Here is a 23,417-nt window from a genome sequence, read left to right as displayed (position 1 = left end):
GGCCCCTTTGTCTGCCCCGTGCGCATACTGAGGCGTACTGGGAGATGCGATTCGGGAGTCGTGGGTGAGGGAGCCGGAGGCGGAGGACCGTAAGCCGCAGTCGGACGAGGCGAGGAGTGCGTTCGCCCCGCCGGCCGGTGTGGTGGCGCAGACATCGGTGGTCGAGGAGGAGTCCTCGACGACCTCCGAGTTCGCGGTTCCCAAGGGGCTCGGCGTCCCGCAGGTGCCCGTCGTCGAGTCGGAGGGGTCGGCGTTCAGCACGCCGAGGACGTACAGCGCCAAGTTCCCACCGTCCGCCTTCACTCCGCCGACCGGCATACCGCGGGTCGAGCTCGCCGCCCAGAACGTGCCCTGGCAGGACCGGATGCGCACGATGCTGCGCATGCCGGTCGCCGAGCGGCCCCTGCCCGAGACCGTGCAGAAGGCCGAGGACGAGGGTCCGGCTGTCCCGCGCGTGCTCGACCTGACCCTGCGCATCGGCGAGTTGCTGCTCGCGGGCGGGGAGGGCGCCGAGGACGTGGAGGCAGCGATGTTCGCCGTCTGCCGTTCCTACGGGCTGGACCGCTGCGAGCCGGGCGTCACCTTCACGCTGCTGTCCATCTCGTACCAGCCGTCGCTGGTCGACGATCCGGTGACCGCCTCGCGGACCGTACGGCGCCGGGGAACCGACTACACGCGCCTGGCGGCCGTCTACCAACTCGTCGACGACATCAGCGACGACCAGACCGAGGTCTCCCTGGAGGAGTCCTACCGGCGGCTCGCGGAGATCCGCCGCAACCGGCACCCGTACAGCGGCTGGGTGCTGACCCTCGCGACCGGGCTGCTCGCGGGCGCGGCCTCCGTGCTCGTCGGCGGCGACGCGATCGTGTTCGTCGCGGCTGCCATCGGCGCGATGCTGGGCGACCGGCTGGCGTGGCTGTGCGCGGGGCGCGGGCTGCCGGAGTTCTACCAGTTCACGGTGGCCGCGATGCCGGCCGCCGCGATGGGTGCCGCGCTCACGATCGCGCACGTCGACGTGCGGGCGTCCGCGGTGATCACCGGTGGGCTGTTCGCGCTGCTGCCCGGGCGGGCGCTGGTGGCGGGCGTACAGGACGGGCTGACCGGCTACTACATCACCGCGGCGGCCCGGCTCCTGGAGGTCATGTACTTCTACGTCGGCATCGTCATCGGTGTCCTCGTGATCCTGTACTTCGGCGTGACACTGGGCGCCGAACTCAATCCGGACACCGCCCTGCAGTCCGCCGAGCGGCCGTACTGGCAGATCGCCGCGTCGATGCTCCTGACGCTCACCTTCGCCGTGCTGCTCCAGCAGGAACGATCCACCGTGCTGATCGTGACGCTCAACGGGGGTGTGGCGTGGAGCGTGTACGGGTCGATGCACTACGCGGGCGGGATCTCGCCCGTCGCCTCCACGGCCGCGGCGGCCGGGCTCGTGGGGCTGTTCGGGCAGCTGATGTCGCGGTATCGGTTCGCGTCGGCGTTGCCGTACACCACCGCGGCAATCGGGCCCCTGTTGCCAGGGTCGGCCACGTATTTCGGGCTGCTGGCGATCGCTCAGAACGATGTTGATGAGGGGTTGGTGTCGCTGACGAAGGCTGCCGCCCTTGCGATGGCCATCGCGATCGGGGTGAATCTGGGGTCTGAGATTTCCAGGCTGTTCCTGCGTGTGCCGGGGGCTTCCGCGGGGGCGCGGAGGGCTGCGAAGAGGACCCGGGGGTTCTGAGCCGCGGGTGCGGGTGCCTCCGGCGGGTGCGGCCTTGATCGTGGGTGGCCTTGATCGTGGGTGGCCTTGATCGTGGCCGGGTGCCGGTTGGTTGTGGCTGGTCGCGCAGTTCCCCGCGCCCCTTATGGGGCGCGTTTCAGTCGGACCCAGTTGCTCAGTTCTGTGGGTAGTTCTGGTCGTACGGGTAGGGCTGGCTCTGGGGATACGGGTCCTGGGGATACGGATCCTGGGGGTACTGCTGCTGGTTCTGGGGCGGGTAACCCTGGGGGTACTGCTGGGCGTACTGGTCCTGGGTCTGGGTCTGGGGGTAGCCGTCGTAGCCCTGGTTCGGGGTGTAGGGCTGCTGTTGGTACTGCTGGTTCTGGCCGCCGTTGCCGCCGTTGCCGTTGTTGCCGTTGTTGCCGTAGTAGTAGTCGTTCTGGCCGTTCTGGTGGGTCGGGGGGACTTGGCGGAGCTGGGTCGTCTGGTCGTCCATCGTGGGGGCCGTCGGGGGCATGTGGGCCGCCGGGGGCTGCTGCGGGGTCTTCTTGGACTTACTGCGGGCCCGCATGAACTCGATGACGATCGGGACCACCGAGATGAAGACGATCAGGAGCAGGATCGGCTCGATGTTCTTCTTCACGAAGTCGATCTGGCCCAGCCAGGAGCCGAGCAGCGTGACGCCCGCGCCCCAGAGGATGCCGCCGATCACGTTGAAGATCAGGAACGAGCGGTACTTCATACCGCTGACGCCGGCGATGATCGGCGTGAACGTACGCACGATGGGCACGAAGCGGGCCAGGACCAGGGACTTGGGCCCGTACTTCTCGAAGAAGTCGTGGGCCTTGACCACGTTCTCCTGTTTGAAGAGGCGGGAGTCCGGTCGGGTGAAGAGCGCCGGGCCGACCTTCTTGCCGAACATGTAACCCGCCTGGTCGCCGAGGATCGCTGCGACGCAGATCAGGACGATGGCCGCCCACAGCGGGAAGTCCAGTTGGTTCGACGTGATCAGCAGACCCGCCGTGAACAGCAGGGAGTCACCCGGCAGGAAGAAGCCGATGAGCAGGCCGGACTCGGCGAAGACGATGAGGAGCAGGCCCCAGATGCCGAACGAGTCGAGAAGGTAGTCCGGATCCAACCAGCTTGGGCCGATGGCAAGCGTCGTCGTCACGATTCCGGACTCCTGAAGGTGGTGGATATGCGGCAGGCGAGGGTCTGGCCGGCCAAAGTTATCAACGCAGCATGACGTGACCAGGTTCCACCGACTCTTACAGGATGCACTGTGCCCCGACTGGGACAAAGCTGTGAGCCATGGGAATCGAAGAGTACGGCGGCGGCCAGGACCCCCAGCCCGATGTGCTGGTCGTGACGACGAACGACGTGCCCGGCTACCGGGTCGAACAGGTCATCGGTGAGGTCTTCGGGCTGACCGTGCGCTCCAGGCACCTGGGCAGCCAGATCGGCGCGGGTCTGAAGTCGATGATCGGCGGCGAGCTGAAGGGCCTCACGAAGACTCTGGTGGAGACCCGTAACCAGGCGATGGAACGGCTCGTCGAGCAGGCACGCGCGCGGGGCGCCAACGGTGTGCTGGCGTTCCGCTTCGACGTGACCGAGGCGTCGGATGTCGGGACGGAGGTGTGCGCGTACGGCACGGCCGTGGTGATGGTCAAGGAGTAGGGCGACGGCGGTACGGGGGTAAGGGGCGCCCGCCACTGCGAACGCCCCTTACAGCCCTCTACTGGCAGGCACTCGCCGGGTCGCCCGGGCTTCGCGACGATCACCTCGGGCTCGGCGCCGCCCGCCGTCAGGCCTCGTGGCGTGCCGCGTTCGCTTCGATCGCGTCCCTCAGGTGCTCGGCGAGCCCGGGGCGCATGGAGTCGTAGAACGCCTTGAACCGCTCGTCCGACATGTACATCTCGCCGAGTCCCCGGTGGGTCTCGTACGAGCAGTCGTAGAACCACTGGCTGATGTGCTGCCGGTGTTCCTCGGCCATGTCCATGGCCCGCTCCCCCGTGGCGGGCTCGCCGGCCTCCATGAGGGCGTCGTAGCGCTCGCCCCAGGAGGCGACCTCGGCCTGCATGCGCTTCCAGTCGTCCTTGGTGTAGCGGGCGGCGCGGCGCTGCGATTCCGCGTACGCCTCCGTGCCGCCCCAGCGGCGCTCGGCCTCCTCCGCGTGTTCCTCGGGGTCCTTGTCGCCGAAGACCTCGAACTTCTCCTCGGGTGTGAGATTGATGCCCATCGTGCGTGCCTCCATGGCGTGCTCCACGGCCGCGGCCATCTTCTGCAGCTTCTCGATCCGGGCGGTCAGCAATTCGTGCTGGCGGCGCAGATGCGCGCGCGGGTCCGCCTCCGGGTCGTCGAGCAGGGCCGCGACCTCGTCGAGCGGAAAGCCCAACTCCCGGTAGAACAGGATCTGCTGCAGCCGGTCGAGGTCGACGTCGCTGTAGCGCCGGTGACCCGCGTGGCTGCGCTCGCTCGGTACGAGCAGCCCGATCTCGTCGTAGTGGTGCAGCGTCCGCACCGTCACCCCGGCGAAACCGGCGACCTGTCCAACGGAGTAGCTCATCGTCTCCGCTCCCTCCTTTTCGGTACGCGTCCCAGGCTGAGGCCTCACGTCACGTGAGGTGCAAGCCGGAATCCACCGGCCGAATCCAACCGGACGCGAATCCACCGGGCGCCATGCCGGTTTTACCCGCTTATGGCGGAGTGGTGGCCCACCATGGAGGCCCGACCCCACCGACCGGAGGACCCATGCCGCTGCACAAAGGCCCCGAGCAGCCCGACAAGCGTCCCGCGACCGTCAACCCCTTCTACGGGGAGGCGAATCCGGTCGGCGGCATGACCGAGGCTCCTCCCCAGCACCGGCTGCCGGACGGGCCGCTGCCACCCTCCACCGCGTATCAGCTGGTGCACGACGAGCTGATGCTGGACGGCAACTCCCGCCTCAACCTCGCCACCTTCGTCACCACCTGGATGGAACCCCAGGCCAGGGTGCTGATGGCCGAGTGCAGCGACAAGAACATGATCGACAAGGACGAGTACCCGCGCACGGCCGAACTGGAGCGGCGGTGTGTGGCGATGCTCGCCGATCTGTGGAACGCGCCCGATCCGTCCGCCGCCGTGGGCTGTTCGACGACGGGGTCCAGCGAGGCGTGCATGCTCGCCGGCATGGCGCTCAAGCGCCGCTGGGCCAAACGGAACGCGGACCGGTATCCGGGTGCCCGCCCCAATCTCGTCATGGGCATCAACGTCCAGGTCTGCTGGGACAAGTTCTGCAATTTCTGGGAGGTCGAGCCGCGCCTGGTACCCATGGAGGGCGACCGGTTCCACCTCGATCCGCAGGCCGCCGCCGAGCTGTGCGACGAGAACACCATCGGCGTCGTCGGCATCCTCGGCTCCACCTTCGACGGGTCGTACGAGCCGATCGCCGAACTCTGCGCCGCCCTGGACGAGTTGCAGTCGCGCACGGGTCTGGACATCCCCGTCCACGTCGACGGCGCGTCCGGCGCGATGGTCGCTCCCTTCCTCGACGAGGACCTGGTCTGGGACTTCCGGCTGCCGCGGGTCTCCTCCATCAACACCTCGGGACACAAGTACGGCCTCGTCTACCCGGGTGTCGGCTGGGCACTGTGGCGCTCGGCCGCCGAGCTGCCCGAGGAGCTGGTCTTCCGGGTCAACTACCTGGGCGGTGACATGCCGACCTTCGCGCTCAACTTCTCCCGGCCGGGGGCGCAGGTCGTGGCCCAGTACTACACGTTCCTGCGGCTGGGCCGCGACGGCTATCGGGCCGTGCAGCAGACGACGCGGGACGTCGCGCAGGGGCTCGCCGAGCAGGTCGAGGCGCTCGACGACTTCCGTCTGATCACCCGGGGCGATCACTTGCCGGTGTTCGCCTTCACCACGGCTCCGGACATCACCGCGTACGACGTCTTCGACGTGTCCCGGCGCATGCGGGAGCGTGGCTGGCTGCTGCCCGCGTACACCTTCCCCGAGAACCGTGAGGACCTGTCCGTGCTGCGGGTGGTGTGCCGCAACGGGTTCTCGTCCGACCTCGCCGAGCTGTTCGTGGAGGACCTGGGCAGTCTGCTGCCCGAACTGCGCCAGCAGTCGCATCCGCTGATCCGGGACAAGGGGACGGCTACCGGCTTTCATCACTGAGTCTGCCGTCCCGCCACCGGCCCTTTCGTTACCAGCCTCTCCGTCACCGGCCGTTCCGTCATCGGCCCTTCCGACGCTCCTCCCGTCGCCCGAGGAGGCACTACCCCGGCAGGCCCTGCGGACGAGGATCTCGCGGGGCCCGCCGGGGAACCGCCGCCCCCCTCCCGGATCCGCCTGGGCGCACGCCCCCAGGAACGCCGCCACCCCGATCAACGCCGCCACCCCGAGCAGCGCGGCCAGAACCGCCGCGGCCCTCCTCCTCAGCCCCAACCACCCCATGGAATCCCCCGATCAGCGACGAGCCGACGAACCGACGCCCGCCGCGCTCCCCGCGCAGCGTCTGCTTCTGGTACACCGCTCGCCGCGATCGGGTTCCCACTTCGCCCCGACGACTTCGCCGTGGGGGTGCCTCCCGTACCTCCCGGGCCTCCCATGCCTCCCGTGCTTCAGACTCGTACCGGCGCCCAACCCCGTACCGGCCGTCCATCTCGAACCGGAACCCGCCTCGTACCGGCACCCGCCTCGTACCGGCACCCACCTCCTGCCGGCACCCGCTGGAGCTCCTACTTGCTCAGCGCCCCGAACCTCCGTACCGCCAGCGGAAAGAACACCGTGAGCAGGGCCAGTGGCCAGGCCACCGCCAGTAGTTCGGCGTGCTGCGCCGCCCAGGACGTGCTGACCGCGCCGCCCTCGTTGCCGAACAGGTCGCGTACCGCCGTGGCCGTCGCCGACATGGGGTTCCACTCGACGGTCGCCCCCAGCCAGCCCGGCATGGACTCGGGGGTGGCGAAGGCGTTGGACAGGAAGCTCACCGGCCAGACCAGGATCTGCACGGTGGTCACCAGCTCGGGCTTGCCCGCGACCATGGACAGGTAGATGCCCATCCACAGCATCGCGAACCGCAGCAGGAGCAGCAGGCCGAGCGCGCCCAGGAAGGCCGCGAACGAACCGTGCCAGGCCCAGCCGACCGCGCGCCCGACGCCGACCAGGACCACCAGGGAGACCGCAGACTGGAGCATGTCCGCGGCCGAGCGGCCCACGAGTACGGCGCCGCTCACCATCGGCATCGAGCGGAACCGGTCGATCACTCCCTTGTTGAGGTCCTGGGTGACCGCGACCATGGTGGCGTCCAGGCCGAAGGCCATGGTCAGCGCGAACATGCCCGGCACCAGATACTCGCGGTAGTCGCCCGCGATGCCGCTGCCCCCGCCCATCAGGTAGCCGAACATCAGCAGGAGCATCACGGGGAACGCCAGCCCCACGACGACCTGTACGGGGTGCCGTACCCAGTGGGCGAGTTCACGCCAGGTCATGGTCCAGGAGTCGGTGACGGCCCAGCTCATCGACGTACTCACGCGGCCTCCTCGGGCTTGCCGGTCAGGTGCAGGAAGACCTCGTCCAGCGTCGGCCGTCGCAGCGCGATGTCCTCCGGCTCGATCCCGGCCTCCTCCAGGGCGCGTACGGCCCCGGCGAGCGCCGTCATGCGGTCGGTGACCGGGGCGCTGAGGAGGCGGCGGTCGGCGTCCACGTGGAGGGCGGCCTTGTCGAACGGCAACAGGGCGACGGCGGCGCCCAGTTGGCCAGCGTCGTGCAGGACTATGTCGATCCGGTCGCCGCCCGTCTTCGCCTTCAGCTCGTCCGCCGTACCGTCCGCGATGATCTGGCCCCGGTCGACGACCGAGATGCGGTCGGCGAGCTGGTCCGCCTCCTCCAGGTACTGCGTGGTGAGCAGCACGGTCGTGCCGCCGCCGACCAGGGAACGCACCGCGGCCCACACCTCCGCGCGACCGCGCGGGTCGAGGCCCGTCGTCGGCTCGTCCAGGAAGAGCACCTCCGGTTCCGTGATGAGGGAGGCGGCGAGGTCGAGTCGGCGCCGCATGCCGCCGCTGTACTGCTTGACCGCCTTGCGGCCCGTGTCCACGAGGCCGAAGCGCTCCAGGAGGGCGTCGGCACGCACGCGCGCGTGCCGGGCGCCCAGGTGGTAGAGGCGGCCGAACATCTCCAGGTTCTGCCGTCCGCCGAGCTCCTCGTCGAGCGCCGCGTGCTGGCCGAGCAGTCCGATGCGGACGCGCACCTCGCGCGCGTGGGTCATCACGTCGTGCCCCGCCACCTCGACACGGCCCTCGTCCGGCCGCAGCAGGGTGGCCAGGATGCGGACCAGAGTCGTCTTCCCCGCGCCGTTCGGCCCGAGCACTCCGTGCACCGTGCCGCGCCCGACACTCAGGTCGAGCCCGTCCAGCGCGTGCTTGTCTCCGTACCGCTTCCGTACGCCCTCGACGACGATCACGTCGGTCATCGGGCTCCCTTCACTTCAGGGTAATCAAACTTGACTACTAATGCGCCGGTGAACCGTATGCCCGTCCGAGCATTTAGTCAAACTTGATTAGCGAAGATTCTCCGAGCCCGCCGAGCCCGCCGAGCGCGCGTGCCCTCGCCGAGCGCCCGTGCCTCGCTCAGCGCGCGTCCCCCGGATGGGACTCCCCCGTCGCGTACGGGTTCTCGTCGTCCTCCGCGAGCACCCCCACGAACGGATCCCCCTCGCCGGAGAAGACGTATGCGCCGCCCCTGATCCGTGCGATCAGGCCGCGGGTCCACTGGGCGCCGGTGTCCGCCGAAGTGACCCAGAAGTTCATGATCTCGCCGATGTGGCCCAGCTGTTCGGGGCCTTCCTCAGGCGTGTAGTACTCGGTGACGCCCTTGCGCCACTCTTCTATGGCCCGCACCCGCTCCTCCAGCAGTTCGAGGACCTCCTCGCGGTCCAGGTCGACCATGAAACCGAGCGCGGCGGTGAGCACGTCCGGCTTCTGGTCGTACGCGGTGAGGTAGTGGCGCAGCAGCGTGAGGTACTCCTCGGTGCCCGCCTCCGTGACCTCGTACTCCGTACGCGGCGGGCCACCGGCCGTGGAGGGCGCGACCTCGTGGGCGAGCAGCAGTCCCTGCTTCGCCATCTGCTTGAGGGCGTGGTAGATCGAGCCCGGCTTGGCGTTGGACCACTCGTGCGCGCCCCAGAACTCCAGGTCGTTGCGCACCTGGTAGCCGTGGGCCCGGCCGTGCTGGCGCACCGCGCCGAGCACGAGGAGACGGATCGCTGACATGGAGCCAGCGTATGACCCGTCTCCCCGGCGCCGGGTGGCGCCTCACCCCAAGGTATGCCTCCCCGGACGACCCCCGGACTCACTCCCAGGAGGCGCCCTGCTCCTGCGCAACCAACTCGAAGGCAGTCTTCCCGTCCAGGGACTCACGGATGATGTCGGCGTGGCCGGCGTGCCGGGCCGTCTCGCGGATCAGGTGGAGGGCCAGCCAGCGCATCGAGACCCGGCCCTCCGGCGGGAACCACGGGGCGGGCGGCAGCGGGAAGGTGTCGTCGAGACTGGGCACCGAGCGGATGAACGACTCGGTGTCGGCGGCCACCTTCTCCCAGTACGCGAGCTGCGACTCGACGCTCTCGCCGTCGACGAGGGCGAAGCACTCGTGCCAGTTCGACTCGTCCCGCGCGACGGCGGGAGGCTCGCCCTTGGCCCGCGCGACCCAGCCCTGCTCGACCTCGGCGACATGCTTGAGCAGCCCGGACAGGGACAGTTCACTCGCGCTCGGCCGGCTCGCGGCCTGCTCCTCGGTGAGGCCCAGCAGGGTGCGGCGGATGCCGCCGCGCTGCTCGGCCAGGAACGCCAGCAGCGCCCCGCGCTCGTCGTCGTGCGCTTCCAGGGATACGTGAGTGACCATGACGGGCCGCCTTTCGCGGTGGGGCTCTCTGCCTGACACCAACCAAGTTACGGACCCTTGCGGTCAGCTTCTGTCCTCAATTGGGACCGGGATTTCAGCGACGCCAGGATTTCAGCGGCGCTGGGATTACAGCGGGACCGGAATGTCAGCGCGGCCGGGATTTCAGACGGCCGCACCCTTCCACGCGGACGCGCCCTCGACCGTCCGAGCCGCCCCGTGCCGCCGCCCGCGGTGCGTGTACGCGGTGACCGCCCGCCACAGGTCGCGCCGGTCGACATCGGGCCACAGCGTGTCGGTGAAGTGGAGTTCGCTGTAACTGAGGTGCCAGGGAAGGAAGTTGGAGATCCGGTGTTCACCGCCGGTGCGCCACAGCAGGTCGACCTCCGGGAGGTGGGGGTGCGGCAGGTGGGCGGCGAGGAGGCGTTCGTCGATGTGGTCCGGGTCCAACTCGCCTGCCACGGCCGCGCGGGCCAACCCCGCCGCGGCCTGGACGAGTTCTGCGCGGCCTCCGTAGTTGACGCAGAGCGTGAGCGTCAGGCCGGTCCGGTGCCGGCTGTCGCGCGCGCTCTGCCGGAGCGCCTCGGTCAGGTCCACCGGGAGCCCCTCGGGACTGCCCGCCCAGCGCAGCCGGACGTCGAGGGAGCGCAGGTCCCCGTCCCGCAGGGTGTCGTGCATGGTACGGAACAGCCGGGCGACCTCGCTCGCGTCGCGCCGCCAGTTCTCGGTGGAGAACGCGTAGAGCGTCAGGTGGCTCAGACCGAGCTCCAGCGCCCCGTGGACGACGTCGCGGGTGGCGTCGGAGCCGACGCGGTGGCCCTCGCTGCGGGGCAGTTCCTGCTGGGCGGCCCAGCGGCCGTTGCCGTCCATGATGATGCCCACGTGCCGCGGTAGACGCTCCGCGGGGATGTCCGGCGCGCGCTCCCCGCTCGGGTGGGGGCGGGGCGGGACCGGCGGGAGGAAGGCCGGGTCGGCCTCGCGCCTGGGCTCGGGCAGAGTCGCCATGGGCTCGGCCGCCGGCTGGGCCAGCGCGGCCCGGCGCCAGGCGCGTACGGCACGGACGCGGGCGGGGGCGAACAGCCGGAACCGTACGGCCGGGGAGAGTTCGGCGGTGCGGTGCAGCAGCGCGGGGCCGAGCCGTCGGGCGGTGCGGACGCGGGCCCGGAACAGGTCGGTGGAGGTACGGAGCAGGACGGCCATCCCCGGGTGCACTCCCCGTTGCAGCGCGGGCTGGTCCAGCCAGTCGTGGGCCCGCTCCGTCAGATCGGCGATCAGTGCCTCGGCCTGCGGTGTCCAGCGGCAGGCGAGGAGGTCGGCCTCGGAGAGCCGGTGGGCCGCGAGGGCTTCCTCGGGGAGTGTCAGGATGCCGCGGCCGAGGTCGGACGCCAGGTCGGTGAGGGTGTCGGTGAGATAGAGGCCGTCGAGGAAGGCGGGCATCGCCTCCAGGTGCTCGTGGACGCGATCGTCATCGGGGCGGGCCCGGTCGGTTGCGCCGCCGCGCACGCGCTGGCCGACCGCGGTGCCCGGGTGATGGTGATCGAGCGCATGGAACGCGGGCCCACCTCCCCGTTCGCCGTGGAGTGGCTGCATCCGACCGCGGCCGACGTGCTGCTGCGCTGGGGCCTCGCGCTGCCGGCGGGCGGCCACCTGCGGGGCATGGGCGTCAGCATGCACCTGACCGACGAGGGGCACGAGCCGGTCGTGGTGCCGTACCGGCGAGGCATGCGGGCCGTGTCCATGCCCCACGCGGAGCTGGTGGACGCGCTGCGGGACAGTGTCGTGGAGCGGCCCGGGGTGGAGGTGCTCACGGGCGCCCGGGTCACCGCCGCCACACCGGACGGCACGGTACGGCTGACCCGCGACGGGCACGAGACGCGGCTGCGCGCCGATCTGGTGGTGGCCGCGGACGGCCGCTCCTCCGGGGTCCGCCGCGCGCTGTTCGGACACACCCCGCAGACCGTCGTGTCGCACTCGGCCGGTGTCGTGCTCGACGGCCCCGGGCTGCCGGACTACGACATGTTCCAGGTCGCGAGCGAGGTGCCCGGACACGGCGTCGCCGTCTACTCCATCGCGCCCGGCACGATCCGGGTGGTCCTTGACGTGCCCCCGACCCATCCGCGCCCGCCGGCGCTGCACGCGTATCTGCACCGTCACTTCGTCCCGCTGATGCCGGAGCTGCTGCGCCGGCCGCTGGCCGACGCACTGGCGGCGGGCCGTCTGACGTGGTCGGCGACCGGTTTCCGCCCGCGCGTGCACTACGGGCAGGGCAGGCTCGCGCTGGTCGGCGACGCGGTCGGACACATCCACCCGATCCTCGCGGCCGGCACGACCCTCGGCATCCAGGACGCGCTGAGCCTCGCCGCGCACGGCTCCGCCGAGGCGTACGCGCGGGAGCACGCGGGCGCGGGAGCGGCGACCGGGCGGGTGGCGATGGCGCTCTACCGCCTGCTGAGCCGTCAGGAGCCGGGCACCGCGCAGACGGCGAGGATGGCCGTCGACCAGCTGCGCCTGAGCCCCGCGCTCCGCGACGCGGTCGGGGACCTGCTCACCGGTGACGAGCCCGGCGCGGCCCATCTCCCGGTGGTGACGGCGTTCTCCACGATGCTCGGCATCCCTGCGCAGGACATCGCCGCCGCGTACGGGCCGGACGCCTTCCTGCTCAGCCGCTGAGCCCCGCGCCGTGCCGCCCTGCGCGCCTCGCACGCCCAGGACACCCCGGACGCGGTACGGGGCGCCCGCACCGCAGTCGGCAGGGGCGCCCCGTACAGGAGTCGGCAGGTCCCGCGGCCGGAGAATCGGTGAGCCGACAGGCCGGAAAGCAGCAGGCCGGAAAGCAGCAGGCCGGAGAGTCAGCGGGTCAGAACGGGAAGAAGCTGCGGCCGTGCTGCACCGAGATCCACTTCTGGGTGGTGAACGCGCCGACCGTCGCCTCGCCGTTCAGCCGGCCGAGGCCCGAGGACTTCTCGCCGCCGAAGGCGACCAGTGGCTCGTCGTGCACGGTGCCGTCGTTCACGTGGAACATGCCCGTGTCGATCTGCTTGGCGAAGGAGACACCACGCTCGACGTCGGCGGTGTGCACGGCGCCGCTCAGCCCGTACGGGGTGTCGTTGACGATCCGTACGGCCTCCTCCTCGCCGTCGAACGGGACGAGGAGCGCGACGGGGCCGAAGATCTCCTGCTGGAGGATGGCCGAGTCGGCGGGCAGGCCGGTCAGGACGCTCGGCTCGACGAGGTTGTCGGTGGTGGAGCCGTGCACGAGGGCGGTGGCGCCCTCGGCGATCGCCTGCTCCACGACGGCCGAAACGGCGTCCGCCTGCGAGGAGTTGATGAGCGGGCCGACGATCGTCTGCGGGTCGCTCGGGTCGCCGACCTTCAGCGTCTTCACCTTGGCGACGAACTTCTCGGTGAACTCCGCCTCGATCGAGCGGTCCACGAGGACGCGGTTCGCGGCCATGCAGACCTGGCCCTGGTGCACGTACCGGCTGAAGACCGCGGCGTCCACGGCGTAGTCGATGTCCGCGTCGTCCAGGACCACCAGCGCGCTGTTGCCGCCGAGTTCGAGGACGGCGCGCTTGAAGTTCGAGGCGCAGACGGTGGCGACGTGGCGGCCGACCTTGTCGGAGCCGGTGAAGGAGATGACCTTCGGGATCGGGTGCTCGATGAAGGCGTCGCCGATCTCCGCGATGTCGGTGATCACGACGTTGAGCAGACCGGCCGGCAGGCCCGCCTCCTCGAAGATCTTCGCGATCAGGGAACCGCCCACGATCGGGGTGTTCTGGTGCGGCTTGAGGACCACGCCGTTGCCGAGGGCCAGAGCGGGCGCGACGGACTTCAGCGACAGCAGCAACGGGAAGTTGAAGGGGCTGATCACACCGACGACGCCGACCGGGACGAGGTAGACGCGGTTCTCCTTGCCGTCGATCGGCGAGGGGAGGATCTTGCCCTCGGGCCGCAGCGCCAGCTGGACCGACTCGCGCAGGAACTCCTTGACGAGGTGCAGTTCGAAGCCGGCCTTCAGATGCGTACCGCCGAGCTCCGCGATGATCACCTCGGTGATCTCCTGCTCGCGCTCCTCGATGACCCGCAGGGCCTTCTCGAACACGGCACGGCGCGTGTACGGATTCGTCTTGGCCCATTCCTTCTGGGCACGGGCGGCGGCCTGGTAGGCCTGATCCACCTCGTCGACCGTGGCTATCGTGATCGAGGCGAGCTTCTCACCGTCGTACGGGTTGAAGTCGATGATGTCCCAGGAGCCGGTACCCGGGCGCCACTCGCCGTCGATGTACTGCTGAGCCAGGTCGGTGAAGTAGGACGACATGTGATCCCTCAATCCCTTGCTGCCGACAATCCCTTGCTGCCGAAGCAGACACCCGATCGATCGTCTTCACGGTCTGATCACAAGTCATCGTACTGGTGAGTCAAGGGAGTTGAAGCGGGGAGTCGGAGAGACCCTCGGGAGAGTTTCGGAGAGACCTCAGGAGAGTTGCAGCAGACCCCTGAGCACGTCGCGGCTCTCGTCGGGACCCGGGCTGTCCTGCTGGAGTTCCTTCATCGCCTTCTCGTACTGCGTGACGTCCTCGCGCTTGTCCAGATACAGCGCACTGGTGAGCTGCTCCAGGTATACGACGTCGGAGAGGTCGGACTCGGGGAAGCTGAGCACCGTGAAGGCCCCGCTCTCGCCCGAGTGCCCGCCGAAGCTGAACGGCATGACCTGAAGCCGCACGTTCGAGCGCTGGGAGATGTCGATGAGATGCTGGAGCTGTCCCCGCATCACCTCGCGGTCGCCGTACGGGCGTCGCAGGGCGGCCTCGTCGAGGACGACGTGGAAGTCCGGGGCGTTCTCCGACACCAGGTACTTCTGGCGCTCCAGGCGCAGCGCCACGCGTCGCTCGATGTCCGCCTGGCTCGCGCCCTTCATGCCCCGGGCCACGACCGCGTGCGCGTACGCCTCGGTCTGCAGCAGGCCGTGCACGAACTGGACCTCGTACGAGCGGATCAGGGACGCGGCGCCCTCCAGGCCGACGTACGTCGGGAACCAGCTGGGCAGGACGTCCGAGTAACTGTGCCACCAGCCCGCGACGTTCGCCTCCTTGGCGAGGGAGAGCAGCGAGTTGCGCTCCGCCTCGTCGGCGATCCCGTAGAGCGTCAGCAGATCCTCGACGTCTCTCGTCTTGAAGCTCACCCGGCCCAACTCCATACGGCTGATCTTCGACTCGGAGGCGCGGATCGAGTAACCGGCCTTCTCCCTGGTGATGCCGCGCGACTCGCGCAGCCGCCTCAGGTGCGAGCCGAGCAGCATGCGTCGTACCACCGATCCCGACTCCTGCACGCTCACGTTCGTCCGCCTCCCCAACCCGTCCCTCAGGGGCCGCAGTCTGCCATTAAAACACTCCAAGCTGTACTCGTTCGATTACGGAAACGGCAAGGTTTCGGCGGCGATACACGGGAATCGACAAGAGGAAGACAGGCCAGACACGAGAAAGTTGGCCTGCCGACCCCGGAAAAAATGACCAAGAAGCGGTACGGGAAGGTCCAATTCGGGCGCGTGCACGTGCATCTGCCCTTGCATCTGCCGAACGCATTCGGAACGATGGTCTCGCGCCACCGCTGCATCGCAACGACCGCGAACCCCGGGAGTGCCTCGCATGGGGACGAATGGATCGACCATGCTCGAGCCGTTAAGGCAGGGGCTTCCGCCACTGGACCCCGCGGCCGTGTCCAACGCCGCCTCCTGCGCCCTGCCACCCCGCTACGAAGCGGTGCGCGACGCACGGCAGTTCACCCGCCGCACGCTGGACCAGTGGGACATCGGCAACCGCTTCGACGACGTCTGTCTGGTGGTCTCGGAACTCGTCACCAACGCGCTGCGGCACGCGCTGCCCGCGGACACTCCACGGCCCTGCGATCAGGACGCGCCCGTGCGGCTGCACCTGATGCGGTGGACCGAGAGACTCGTGTGCGCGGTGCGCGATCCCAGTCACGACAGCCCGATCGCGGGCGACTCCGAGGACTTCTCGGCGGAGTCGGGCCGCGGTCTGTTCCTGGTCGACTCCTTCGCCGACAGCTGGGGTTGGCACCCGCTGGCCGGCACGCTCAACGGCAAGGTCGTGTGGGCCCTGTTCCGGCTGCCCTCCGCGTGACGAACCGTGGCGCTTTTTTTCGCGCCGCGGTTCTACGCGCGTTACCGCGCGTCTACGGTCCGTGAACTTCCCTGAGTGAGGCGGGTCGGCGGCGTCGGCCCGCCGTCAGCCCGCGATCAGGTGGTCGAACTCGCCGTCCTTGATGCCCAGGAGCATGGCCTCGATCTCGGCGCGCGTGTAGACGAGAGCCGGGCCGTCGGGGAAGCGCGAGTTGCGCACCGCCACCTCGCCGCCGGGCAGCCGCGCGAACTCCACGCAGGAGCCCTGCGAGTTGCTGTGCAGACTCTTCTGCCAGGCCGCTCCGCGCAGCTCCGTGGCAGCCATGCCGTTGTACACGTCGTGGTCCACAGGTCGCTCCCCGGTGGTGCATTGGCGTCTGTTGCCAGTGATGCAGTGATGGTCAACTGCCCGGATCATAGCCGTCTTCATATGCAGTTGCATGAGCAGATGCACGTGCACGGGGGGTGGTTCTGCGATTACACGTTTGGACGGTCCGGCGAGTCGAATCGTTCCAACGGGTGCCCTCATATGGGTAAGAGACGCGTACCGGGCCCTTTGTGTTCCAGAACGACCCCGTCTCGCCCACAAAATGAATGAGACGGACGGGGTCGTGAAGGTCTGATGTGAATCGTGAGGTTGCTGGGACTGACGAGACCAGTGGAACTGGTGGGCCTGGTGGGGCTGATGGGACCACCGGGATTGGCGGGACTGGGCCGCTGGTCCTATCGCGACGAGTGCGGCAGGAGAGCCATCTCGCGGGCGTTCTTGATCGCGCAGGCCAGCAGGCGCTGTTGCTGGGCGCTCACGCGGGTGACCCGGCGGCTGCGGATCTTGCCGCGGTCGGAGATGAACTTCCTACGGACAGCATCAGCGCTCCCCGCGATGGTCATCACGCTGGTCTTCGCGCTGGTTCCGACGCTGGTCGTCGCGCTCGCCGTCGCGCCTGCCGAATCGTCGCTCAAAGCGCTCCACGCGGCCTGCCGTATCCATGACGCGGGCCGTCCCCGTGCAGAAGGGGTGGCTCACGTTCGAGATCTCGACGTCGACGACCGGGTAGGTGTTGCCGTCCTCCCACTCGATCGCCTTCCCGCTCGCCGGAGCGACGAGGGTCGAGCGGGTCAGGAAAGCGTGGTTCGCGGCCCGGTCCCGGAAGACGACGGGACCGTACGACGGGTGGATTCCCTCGCGCATGACGTTCAGCGCTCCTCTCGGAAGTCGACATGCCGGCCGGCGACGGGGTCGTACTTGCGCAGGGTCATCCGGTCGGGGTCGTTGCGGCGGTTCTTGCGGGTGACGTACGTGTAGCCGGTCCCGGCCGTGGACCGGAGTTTGATGACCGGACGGAGTTCGTTGCGTGCCATGTGGCCAGTATATGAAAACGGATCCCATTATCGGTAACGCGAAAGTGGAGAGGTACGTCACTCACATGTCCGCGCACTGCATGCTGACCGGGGCCCAGCCGCGCTTCGGCAACTCCATCTCCCACTCGCACCGGTAACGGTGTCCGACGAGGGCGGCAGCGCTCCCCCAAAGCCCTGCCCGAAGTAGTGGAGGGGCGCTGGAGGGGTGCCGGAGGGGGCGCCTGGTAGCTTGCTGCGGTCGTGCCCGGTGACATCGGCGCCATCGGCGGTACCCGGCGGGCACCGGCGACTCGTCCGGCCAGACCCTTGGGGGCTTCAGTGACTTCGGCGACTTCGGCGACCTTCTCGCGCGGACAGGCGCGGATCGCGGCCGCGGCGGCGGGGCTGGCGGCCGCGCTCGTCCTGACGACCGGCTGCAGCGGCGACGGCGGGAGCGACGACTCCCCCTCCTCGACCGGCTCGACACCGTCCGCGTCGGCCGACACCGGCGGCGGTACGGGCGACAGCACCGGCGACGGCACGGGCGGGTCCGACAAGAGCAAGGGCAAGGTCGGGGCACTGGAGGGCAGTTGGCTGGCCACCACGGGCGGCAAGGCCGTGGCGCTGGTGATCACCGGTGAGGAGGCCGGGCTGTTCTCGACGGGCGGGTCCGTGTGCAGCGGCACCGCCGGTGAGACCTCGGGCATGCGCATGATCGAGCTGAAGTGTTCCGACGGGAACAAGGACCGGGCCGAGGGCATGGTCGACTCCGTCAACGCCACGAACCTGAAGGTCACGTGGGAGGGCCTCGGCGAGGAAACGTATACGAAGGCGGAGGGCGGGAAGCTGCCGTCCGGGATGCCTACGGCGAGTCTGGGGTCCTGAGGTCCCAGCCCCGGTGCCGGCAGCGGCACCGGATTCACGTCGAGTCGTGTCGCGTCGGCTCGCGCCGGTTCGCGTCAACGGGTCGCGGAATCCCTTGGGTTCTGCGGCCCGTCCGGCTTTTCGGGGGTCTCCTGCGGGCGGGCCGTTCCGTCGAGCGTCATCGGTGGTACGGCCGTGTCGAGGGCCTCGGAGAGTTCGGTGAGGGCATCGATGATGAGGGTGGCGGTGTTGCGTACGACGTCTTCGACCGCCTCCACTCCCTCCGTCTTCTCCGTCTTCTCCGTCTTCTCCGTCTTCCCTGTCTTCTCCGTCTTCCCTGTCTTCCCTGTCTCTTCCGCCTTCTCCGTCTCCCAGGCCTTCAGTGCCTCGCTTACCGCGTCCCACGTGGGGATCCGGCGCTCGCGGATGGCCTTCGCGCCCTGCTGTGTGGACTCGCGCAGGGCGTCGGCGAAGCGGGCGGCGGCCGGGACCGGGGTCGCGCCGCGTTCCGGGAGGTGGGCCTCCAGGAGCATGGCGACGCGCCCCAGTTGGCCGAGCGCGTCCTCGGCGTCGTCGGCCGCGGTGCGGGAGAGGCCGCGGTGGCGCACCGGTTCGGCGGTGGCGCGGGCCACGGCCGTGTGCCAGGCCACGCGGGCGGTGCGGGCGGCGAGCAGGGCGCCGCGGACGTCCGGGGCGTTGCTCGCGGACGGGTCGGCGTACGAGCCGATGACGGCGCCCGCGTAACGGCCCTGCCCGGCCAGCCAGTCCGCCAGGCGGTTGCGCAGGCGCGGGGTCTCCCAGGCCGGGTAGACGGCGTACGCCAGCATCGCGAGGAGTCCGCCGAGGAGAGTGAGCAGGACGCGCTCGGGCACGGTCTGGGTCCACTCCTCGCCGCCCATGCCGAGCAGGAAGACGACGTACGCGGCGATGCAGGCCTGGGTGGCGAACTGGCCGGTGCGCATGAGGAGGTACATGAGTGCGGCGCTCGCCACGGCGAGGGTGCCGGAGAGGAGCGTTCCGGGGGACGCGGCCTGTACCGCGCCGGTGGCTACGGCCACGCCGATGACCGTGCCGGCGAGGCGGGCCACGGCCCGGCTGTATGTCTGGGAGAAGTCCGGGCGCATGACCATGACCGAGGTCAGTGGGGCCCAGTAGCCGTGGCCGAGGGGGAGCCAGGTGCCGAGGAGGTAGCCGGTGGCGGCTACCGCGGACACTCGGGTGGCGTGGCGGGTGATGGGGGAACCCGTGTGGAGTTCGGTGCGCATGGCTTTGAGCGCTTTGGGGATGAGGGCGAGGAAGGTGGGGCGGCTGCGGGTCGTGGGGGCTGGTCGCGCAGTTCCCCGCGCCCCTGGGTGAGTGGGGGCTCGGGTCGATGTCGGCTGGCCGTCGTGGTGGGCTGAGCGCGCCGTTCCCCGCGCCCCTGGGTGAGTGGGGGCTCGGGTCGGCGTCGGCTGACCCTCGTGGTGGGCTGAGCGCGCAGTTCCCCGCGCCCCTGGGGCGGTGGGGGGTGGGGGTGATGTCCGCTGGCCGTCGCTCTGCGCTGAGTGCGCGGGTTCTTGCTCTCCTGGGTGGGTCGGGGCGCCCCCTGCCGTTTCCACCACGTCCTGTAGGAGCGTGTTGAGGCGGGTCGCCGCTCGGTGTGGGGCTCCGGTGAGGATGCTGCCCGTGGGCGGGGTGCGGAAGGTGGCCAGGGCCGTCGGTGGGGCGGAGACCGGCTCACCTTGGCGGATGGCGTGGGCCGCCGCGTCGAGGAGGGTGGCGGCGGAGGCGAGGAGTTCGCGGACGCGGTCGCGGGCGGGGCCCTCCGGCGGGACGCCCATCGCGGGGTCGGCGAGGGAGGCGAGGACCGGGCGGATGCGCTCGGCGAGGCCGCGGGCACCGTGGAGTTCGGCGGGGCGGCGGCGGGCCTGGCGCGGGGTGACGGCGGCCGCGTTGCGGGCCTCCATCAGGGGCTGCGGATCGAAGGGCGCGACCGGGTCGTGGCGCAGGCGGCGCGCGTAGTCGGCCTCGGCGGCCAGGGCGTCGGCGAGTGCGTCGCGTTGGGCGCCCCAGCGTCGTACGGGGAAGAGGACGATCAGCGCCGCCTGCACCAGGCCGCCCACGATCATCATCGCGGCGTGGCCCGCGGCCTGGGCGACGGAGGTCGCCAGGGTGACCGTCACCAGCATCATCGCCACGTTCGAGGAGGCGATCAGGCCGATGGTCGGGCCCGCGGCCCAGCTCATCCCGGCGGCGAAGGTCCACACCACCAGCAGCGCCAGGAAGAGCGGCTCGGAGGAGATGGCCAGGTAGGCGACGAACGTGGACACGGCGAGGCTCGCACCGGAGGCGATGGCCAGTTCGGGGCGGGGGCGCCAGCTGCGCTGGAACGTCGCGATCGCCGCCTGGAATGCCCCGAACGCCGAACTCACGGCCGCCGCGGGGCCGAACAGCCACAGGCTCAGCGCGATCACGATCGCGAGTCCCGCGGCTCCGCGCACCGCGATGAGCGGTTCCAGCCGCTTCTTCTCCACGGCGAGGCCGGAGCGCGCGGTGTCCTTCAGCGCTCGTCGCCAGCTCACCGCGCCAGCGTACGCCGCGCGATGGCCGATGACCGGAGGCCCATCGCCGACGGTGACGGAGGCCATCGCCGACGGTGACCGGTGGCCATCGGCGATAGTGACCGGTCACCGTCGGCGATGGTGGCCGGTCACCGTCGGCGATGGCCGATGACCGATGATCTACGAGCACCGTCACGCCCCAGAAGTCCCGCAAGCCGGACCCCGAAGCAGGTCCCGGAAGTCAGAGGTAAGCCATGCGCGCCCTACCGATAGCCGTCTCCGCACTCACCGCCCTCGTGGCGACCCTCACCCTGACCGCCTGCGACGACGGCGGCAGCGGTGACAAGGGGGGCGAGAAGGCCGACAACTCGGCATCCCCCGCCCGCTCCAGCGCCGGCTCCACCGCGTGCAAGGCCGACCAGGTCGGACAGGAGGTCGCCGCGAGCGAGGCCCCGGCCGCCGGCGACACCGGGAGCGTTTCCGTCACCCTCACCAACCGGTCCGGCGCCGACTGCACCCTGGAGGGCTTCCCCCGCGTCGACCTGACCGCGGGCGGCACCTCCTGGACCCTCGACCCGGAGGAAGACGCGCAGCCGGAGAAGCTGACCCTCAAGGCGGACGAGACCACCGCCTTCACGATCACGTACGTACGAGGGCCCGCGGGGGATGCGAACAAGGGGGCCGCCGTGACGACCGTGAAGTTCGGGCTGCCCGGTGCGGGCGTCGATCTGTCCTTCCCCTGGAAGTACGGCGAGGTCGCGCTGCGGAGCGCGAGCGAGCCGGACGCCTCCGTAGGCCCCCTCCAGCGCGCCGGCGACTGAGGCGCCGCCCCCCTGAACCACGGGTCACCGCAGTGGCGGACGAGCTCTCACCTGGGCCCGGTCCGCCGCGGCGGCTCCTTCCTCCCAGCCGGCCGCGTCGTTCACCCCGCGCATCCGGGTCGTGACGGTGTCCGGGAACATCCGCTCCGTCTCGTCCGCGACCGCCACCTCGCGGGCCGCGAGAACCGGTAGCAACTCCCCCTGCGTTGCCGTCACCTGTCCCTCGGTCACGTCGGCGAGGCGGTCGCCGATGCGATGCGCGTACGCGGCGAGGAAGGACTGGCGGAAGGACTTCGTACGCTTCCTGCCGCCCGCCCGCTGGCCCGCCTCCGCCTTCGTCATCGCGGCGGTGGCCTGCACGAGGAGTGAGGTGTAGAGGAGTTCGACGGCCTCCAGGTCGGGTTCGAAGCCGACGACGGTCGAGAAGCCGAGGGATCCGTTCCAGACCGCCCGGCAGCGGTTGGCCCCGGAGACCGCGTCGAGGAGTACCGCCTTGGCCGTCTCGTACGGCGGGTCCACGCCGATGCGGCACGCGCCGGGCGCGTCCTTGGCGTGCGTACGGGCCGCCAGCAGCGCCTCGTCGATACTGTGCCGCGCCATCAACTCCTGCGCCTTGGCGCTCAGCGCCTCCGCCTCCTCCGGGAACCCGGTCGCCTCGGCCTTGGCGAGCAGCGCGCGGATGCGGGTGAGCATGCGGGAGTCCCCGGAACCCCCGGAGTTCCGGGAGTCCTTCGGGGCGCCGACGGCCCCCTTGGGTACGTGGACGTCCAGCGGCTCGATGGAGGGCAGGCGGAGCAGCAGCCGGTACAGCCCCAGTACGGCAGTGGCGTGCGAGAAGCGGTCGGTTCGGGGTTCGGTGCGGGGTGGTGCCTTCGTCCCGGCCGTCCCGGCGGTCAGCTCTTCGAGCTGTGCCGTCCAGCGCGGGCCGCGGGGCTGCCGGTTCCGGCCGCTCTCGCCGAGGATCAGCGCCGACACCAGGCGTACGTGTATGTCGTCCAGCTCGCGGCGCACGATCCGTACGACATCGGCGGGCTGCCAGCCGCGCCGCCAGGCGCCCTCGATGAACTCCTCGCCACGGCGGGTCAGTTCAGCGTCGGACGCGGGGTCGGCGGCGAGGAGTGAGGCGCCGGTGTCGAGGGCCGCGTCGGTGTCGGCGTAGAGGGCGGCCTCGAAGGCGCGCTCCACGCTGCTGGGCGTACTGCTCATTGCTCGATCGTGTCACGGGGTGAGGTAGGGCCTGCCCTGGGCCCGGGACGCGAAGGGGTGTCAACTCGGGGTTGACACTCCTTCCACTGTCAACCTAAGGTTGACACATGACCACGAACCCACGCGGCACCACCTCCGTACGCCTCGACGACCTGATCGAGGCCATCAAGAAAGTCCACGACGACGCACTCGACCAGCTCCAGGACGCGGTGATCGCCGCGGACCACCTCGGCGACGTGGCCGACCACCTGATCGGCCACTTCGTCGACCAGGCCCGGCGTTCGGGCGCATCCTGGACGGACATCGGCAAGAGCATGGGGGTCACCCGGCAGGCGGCCCAGAAGCGGTTCGTGCCGAAGGCGGAGTCGGACCTCGACCCCAGCCAGGGCTTCAGCCGGTACACGCCACGGGCCAGGAACGTCGTGGTGGTCTCCCAGGAACAGGCCAGGGCCGCGAGCAACGACCAGATCCGGACCGAGCACCTGGTCCTCGGTCTGATCACCGAGTCCGAGGGCCTCGGGGCGAAGGCGATCACCGCGCAGGGCGTCTCCCTGGACGCCGTGCGCGAGGCCGCGACCGCCGCCCTGCCGCCGAGCTCCGAGGACGTACCCGCGCTCATCCCCTTCGACAGCAACGCCAAGAAGTCCCTCGAACTCACCTTCCGCGAGGCTCTCCGCCTGGGCCACAACTACATCGGCACCGAGCACATCCTGCTCGCCCTGCTGGAGCACGAGGCCGGGAAGGGTCTGCTCAGCGGGCTCGGCGTCGACAAGACGGCGGTCGAGGCGAACATCGCGGAGGCGCTGGAGGAGGTGCGGAAGTCCCTCCAGGAGGACTGACCGGCCCTCCGGGAGGAATGTCCGGTCTCTCCGGGAAGAATGGCCGGTCTCTCCGGGGGAGTGACCGGCCGCGCCCTGCGCCCGGCG

23 protein-coding genes and 1 pseudogene are annotated in these 23,417 nt (G+C 70.2%); 9 read left to right on the top strand and 15 right to left on the bottom strand.

Annotation, left to right across the window (positions count from 1 at the left end):
• Positions 1-64 precede the first annotated feature (64 nt).
• Positions 65-1,723: a threonine/serine exporter ThrE family protein gene (locus tag OHA11_RS26270; RefSeq protein WP_266500350.1), complete on the top strand. Its 1,659-nt coding sequence runs from the start codon at positions 65-67 to the stop codon at positions 1,721-1,723.
• Between the two features lie 154 nt (positions 1,724-1,877).
• Here the strand turns inward: OHA11_RS26270 and OHA11_RS26265 are convergent, their stop codons facing one another.
• Entirely contained in the window at positions 1,878-2,873 is a 996-nt protein-coding gene (locus tag OHA11_RS26265; RefSeq protein WP_266500348.1) for a DedA family protein, read from the bottom strand.
• A 140-nt stretch (positions 2,874-3,013) separates the two neighbouring features.
• Here OHA11_RS26265 and OHA11_RS26260 point away from each other — a divergent pair, with 140 nt between their 5' ends.
• On the top strand, positions 3,014-3,379 hold the full coding sequence (locus OHA11_RS26260; RefSeq protein ID WP_266500346.1) for a YbjQ family protein: 366 nt from the start codon (positions 3,014-3,016) through the stop codon (positions 3,377-3,379).
• 127 nt (positions 3,380-3,506) lie between these two features.
• On the opposite strand, the gene OHA11_RS26255 is transcribed toward OHA11_RS26260, so the two are convergent.
• Positions 3,507-4,268 carry a MerR family transcriptional regulator gene (locus tag OHA11_RS26255; RefSeq protein WP_266500344.1) on the bottom strand — a complete coding sequence of 254 codons (762 nt, stop codon included), beginning with the start codon at positions 4,266-4,268 and terminating at the stop codon, positions 3,507-3,509.
• A gap of 185 nt (positions 4,269-4,453) precedes the next feature.
• Between OHA11_RS26255 and OHA11_RS26250 the strand changes: the two genes are divergently transcribed.
• On the top strand, positions 4,454-5,860 hold the full coding sequence (locus OHA11_RS26250; RefSeq protein WP_266500342.1) for a glutamate decarboxylase: 1,407 nt from the start codon (positions 4,454-4,456) through the stop codon (positions 5,858-5,860).
• 563 nt (positions 5,861-6,423) lie between these two features.
• Here OHA11_RS26250 and OHA11_RS26245 read toward each other — a convergent pair.
• The 5 genes from OHA11_RS26245 to uppS all read right to left on the bottom strand — a co-directional run bounded on the left by OHA11_RS26245 (position 6,424) and on the right by uppS (position 11,083).
• Positions 6,424-7,203, bottom strand: coding sequence for an ABC transporter permease (locus OHA11_RS26245; RefSeq protein ID WP_266507464.1), 780 nt, complete (start codon positions 7,201-7,203; stop codon positions 6,424-6,426).
• 8 nt (positions 7,204-7,211) lie between these two features.
• A complete protein-coding gene (locus tag OHA11_RS26240) occupies positions 7,212-8,156 on the bottom strand; it encodes an ATP-binding cassette domain-containing protein (protein ID WP_266500339.1) in 945 nt (314 codons plus the stop codon).
• A 157-nt stretch (positions 8,157-8,313) separates the two neighbouring features.
• Positions 8,314-8,955: a PadR family transcriptional regulator gene (locus OHA11_RS26235; RefSeq protein WP_266500336.1), complete on the bottom strand. Its 642-nt coding sequence runs from the start codon at positions 8,953-8,955 to the stop codon at positions 8,314-8,316.
• Positions 8,956-9,034: 79 nt separating this feature from the next.
• On the bottom strand, positions 9,035-9,583 hold the full coding sequence (locus tag OHA11_RS26230; RefSeq protein WP_266500333.1) for a DinB family protein: 549 nt from the start codon (positions 9,581-9,583) through the stop codon (positions 9,035-9,037).
• Positions 9,584-9,745: 162 nt separating this feature from the next.
• Positions 9,746-11,083 carry a polyprenyl diphosphate synthase gene (gene uppS / locus OHA11_RS26225; RefSeq protein WP_266500330.1) on the bottom strand — a complete coding sequence of 446 codons (1,338 nt, stop codon included), beginning with the start codon at positions 11,081-11,083 and terminating at the stop codon, positions 9,746-9,748.
• On the opposite strand from uppS, the gene OHA11_RS26220 reads away from it, so the two are divergent.
• A complete protein-coding gene (locus OHA11_RS26220; RefSeq protein ID WP_266500327.1) occupies positions 11,033-12,250 on the top strand; it encodes an NAD(P)/FAD-dependent oxidoreductase in 1,218 nt (405 codons plus the stop codon). The genes uppS and OHA11_RS26220 overlap by 51 nt on opposite strands.
• Before the next feature lie 187 nt (positions 12,251-12,437).
• Here the strand turns inward: OHA11_RS26220 and OHA11_RS26215 are convergent, their stop codons facing one another.
• Both OHA11_RS26215 and OHA11_RS26210 read right to left on the bottom strand, forming a co-directional pair.
• Positions 12,438-13,898 (bottom strand): aldehyde dehydrogenase family protein, encoded by a 1,461-nt coding sequence (locus OHA11_RS26215; RefSeq protein WP_266500324.1) that lies wholly within the window; start codon positions 13,896-13,898, stop codon positions 12,438-12,440.
• Positions 13,899-14,054: 156 nt separating this feature from the next.
• Positions 14,055-14,879 carry a helix-turn-helix transcriptional regulator gene (locus tag OHA11_RS26210; protein WP_266507462.1) on the bottom strand — a complete coding sequence of 275 codons (825 nt, stop codon included), beginning with the start codon at positions 14,877-14,879 and terminating at the stop codon, positions 14,055-14,057.
• Between the two features lie 367 nt (positions 14,880-15,246).
• On the opposite strand from OHA11_RS26210, the gene OHA11_RS26205 reads away from it, so the two are divergent.
• Positions 15,247-15,720 carry an ATP-binding protein gene (locus OHA11_RS26205; RefSeq protein ID WP_266500323.1) on the top strand — a complete coding sequence of 158 codons (474 nt, stop codon included), beginning with the start codon at positions 15,247-15,249 and terminating at the stop codon, positions 15,718-15,720.
• 105 nt (positions 15,721-15,825) lie between these two features.
• On the opposite strand, the gene OHA11_RS26200 is transcribed toward OHA11_RS26205, so the two are convergent.
• The 4 genes from OHA11_RS26200 to rpmG all read right to left on the bottom strand — a co-directional run bounded on the left by OHA11_RS26200 (position 15,826) and on the right by rpmG (position 17,081).
• The gene (locus OHA11_RS26200) at positions 15,826-16,044 is read right to left on the bottom strand and encodes a DUF397 domain-containing protein (protein ID WP_266507460.1); all 219 of its coding nucleotides are present in this window, start codon (positions 16,042-16,044) and stop codon (positions 15,826-15,828) included.
• Positions 16,045-16,442: 398 nt separating this feature from the next.
• A complete protein-coding gene (rpsR, locus tag OHA11_RS26195; protein ID WP_266507458.1) occupies positions 16,443-16,706 on the bottom strand; it encodes a 30S ribosomal protein S18 in 264 nt (87 codons plus the stop codon).
• Positions 16,588-16,911 (bottom strand): type B 50S ribosomal protein L31, encoded by a 324-nt coding sequence (locus OHA11_RS26190; protein WP_266500321.1) that lies wholly within the window; start codon positions 16,909-16,911, stop codon positions 16,588-16,590. Before OHA11_RS26190 ends, rpsR begins: the two co-directional genes overlap by 119 nt.
• 5 nt (positions 16,912-16,916) lie before the next feature.
• Complete coding sequence (gene rpmG, locus OHA11_RS26185) at positions 16,917-17,081, bottom strand: 50S ribosomal protein L33 (protein WP_030573688.1); 165 nt, start codon at positions 17,079-17,081, stop codon at positions 16,917-16,919.
• Between the two features lie 65 nt (positions 17,082-17,146).
• Between rpmG and OHA11_RS26180 the strand changes: the two are divergent.
• A pseudogene (locus OHA11_RS26180) lies at positions 17,147-17,215 on the top strand (bL28 family ribosomal protein); the annotation flags it as partial.
• Between the two features lie 184 nt (positions 17,216-17,399).
• On the top strand, positions 17,400-17,945 hold the full coding sequence (locus OHA11_RS26175) for a hypothetical protein (protein ID WP_266500308.1): 546 nt from the start codon (positions 17,400-17,402) through the stop codon (positions 17,943-17,945).
• A gap of 74 nt (positions 17,946-18,019) precedes the next feature.
• Here OHA11_RS26175 and OHA11_RS26170 read toward each other — a convergent pair whose 3' ends face one another.
• Positions 18,020-20,485, bottom strand: a complete 2,466-nt coding sequence (locus OHA11_RS26170) for an FUSC family protein (RefSeq protein WP_266500306.1) — start codon at positions 20,483-20,485, stop codon at positions 18,020-18,022.
• Positions 20,486-20,718: 233 nt separating this feature from the next.
• Here OHA11_RS26170 and OHA11_RS26165 point away from each other — a divergent pair, with 233 nt between their 5' ends.
• Positions 20,719-21,285: a DUF4232 domain-containing protein gene (locus OHA11_RS26165; protein WP_266500305.1), complete on the top strand. Its 567-nt coding sequence runs from the start codon at positions 20,719-20,721 to the stop codon at positions 21,283-21,285.
• Between the two features lie 24 nt (positions 21,286-21,309).
• On the opposite strand, the gene OHA11_RS26160 is transcribed toward OHA11_RS26165, so the two are convergent.
• Complete coding sequence (locus OHA11_RS26160) at positions 21,310-22,491, bottom strand: DUF2786 domain-containing protein (RefSeq protein WP_266500303.1); 1,182 nt, start codon at positions 22,489-22,491, stop codon at positions 21,310-21,312.
• 107 nt (positions 22,492-22,598) lie between these two features.
• On the opposite strand from OHA11_RS26160, the gene OHA11_RS26155 reads away from it, so the two are divergent.
• Positions 22,599-23,330 carry a Clp protease N-terminal domain-containing protein gene (locus OHA11_RS26155; protein ID WP_266500301.1) on the top strand — a complete coding sequence of 244 codons (732 nt, stop codon included), beginning with the start codon at positions 22,599-22,601 and terminating at the stop codon, positions 23,328-23,330.
• Positions 23,331-23,417: the final 87 nt, after the last annotated feature.

Origin of the sequence: Streptomyces sp. NBC_00878 (assembly GCF_026341515.1) — a bacterium.
Classification (GTDB): domain Bacteria; phylum Actinomycetota; class Actinomycetes; order Streptomycetales; family Streptomycetaceae; genus Streptomyces.
Note: the sequence above shows the minus strand (reverse complement) of the source record. Positions and strands in the feature narration are given on the sequence as shown.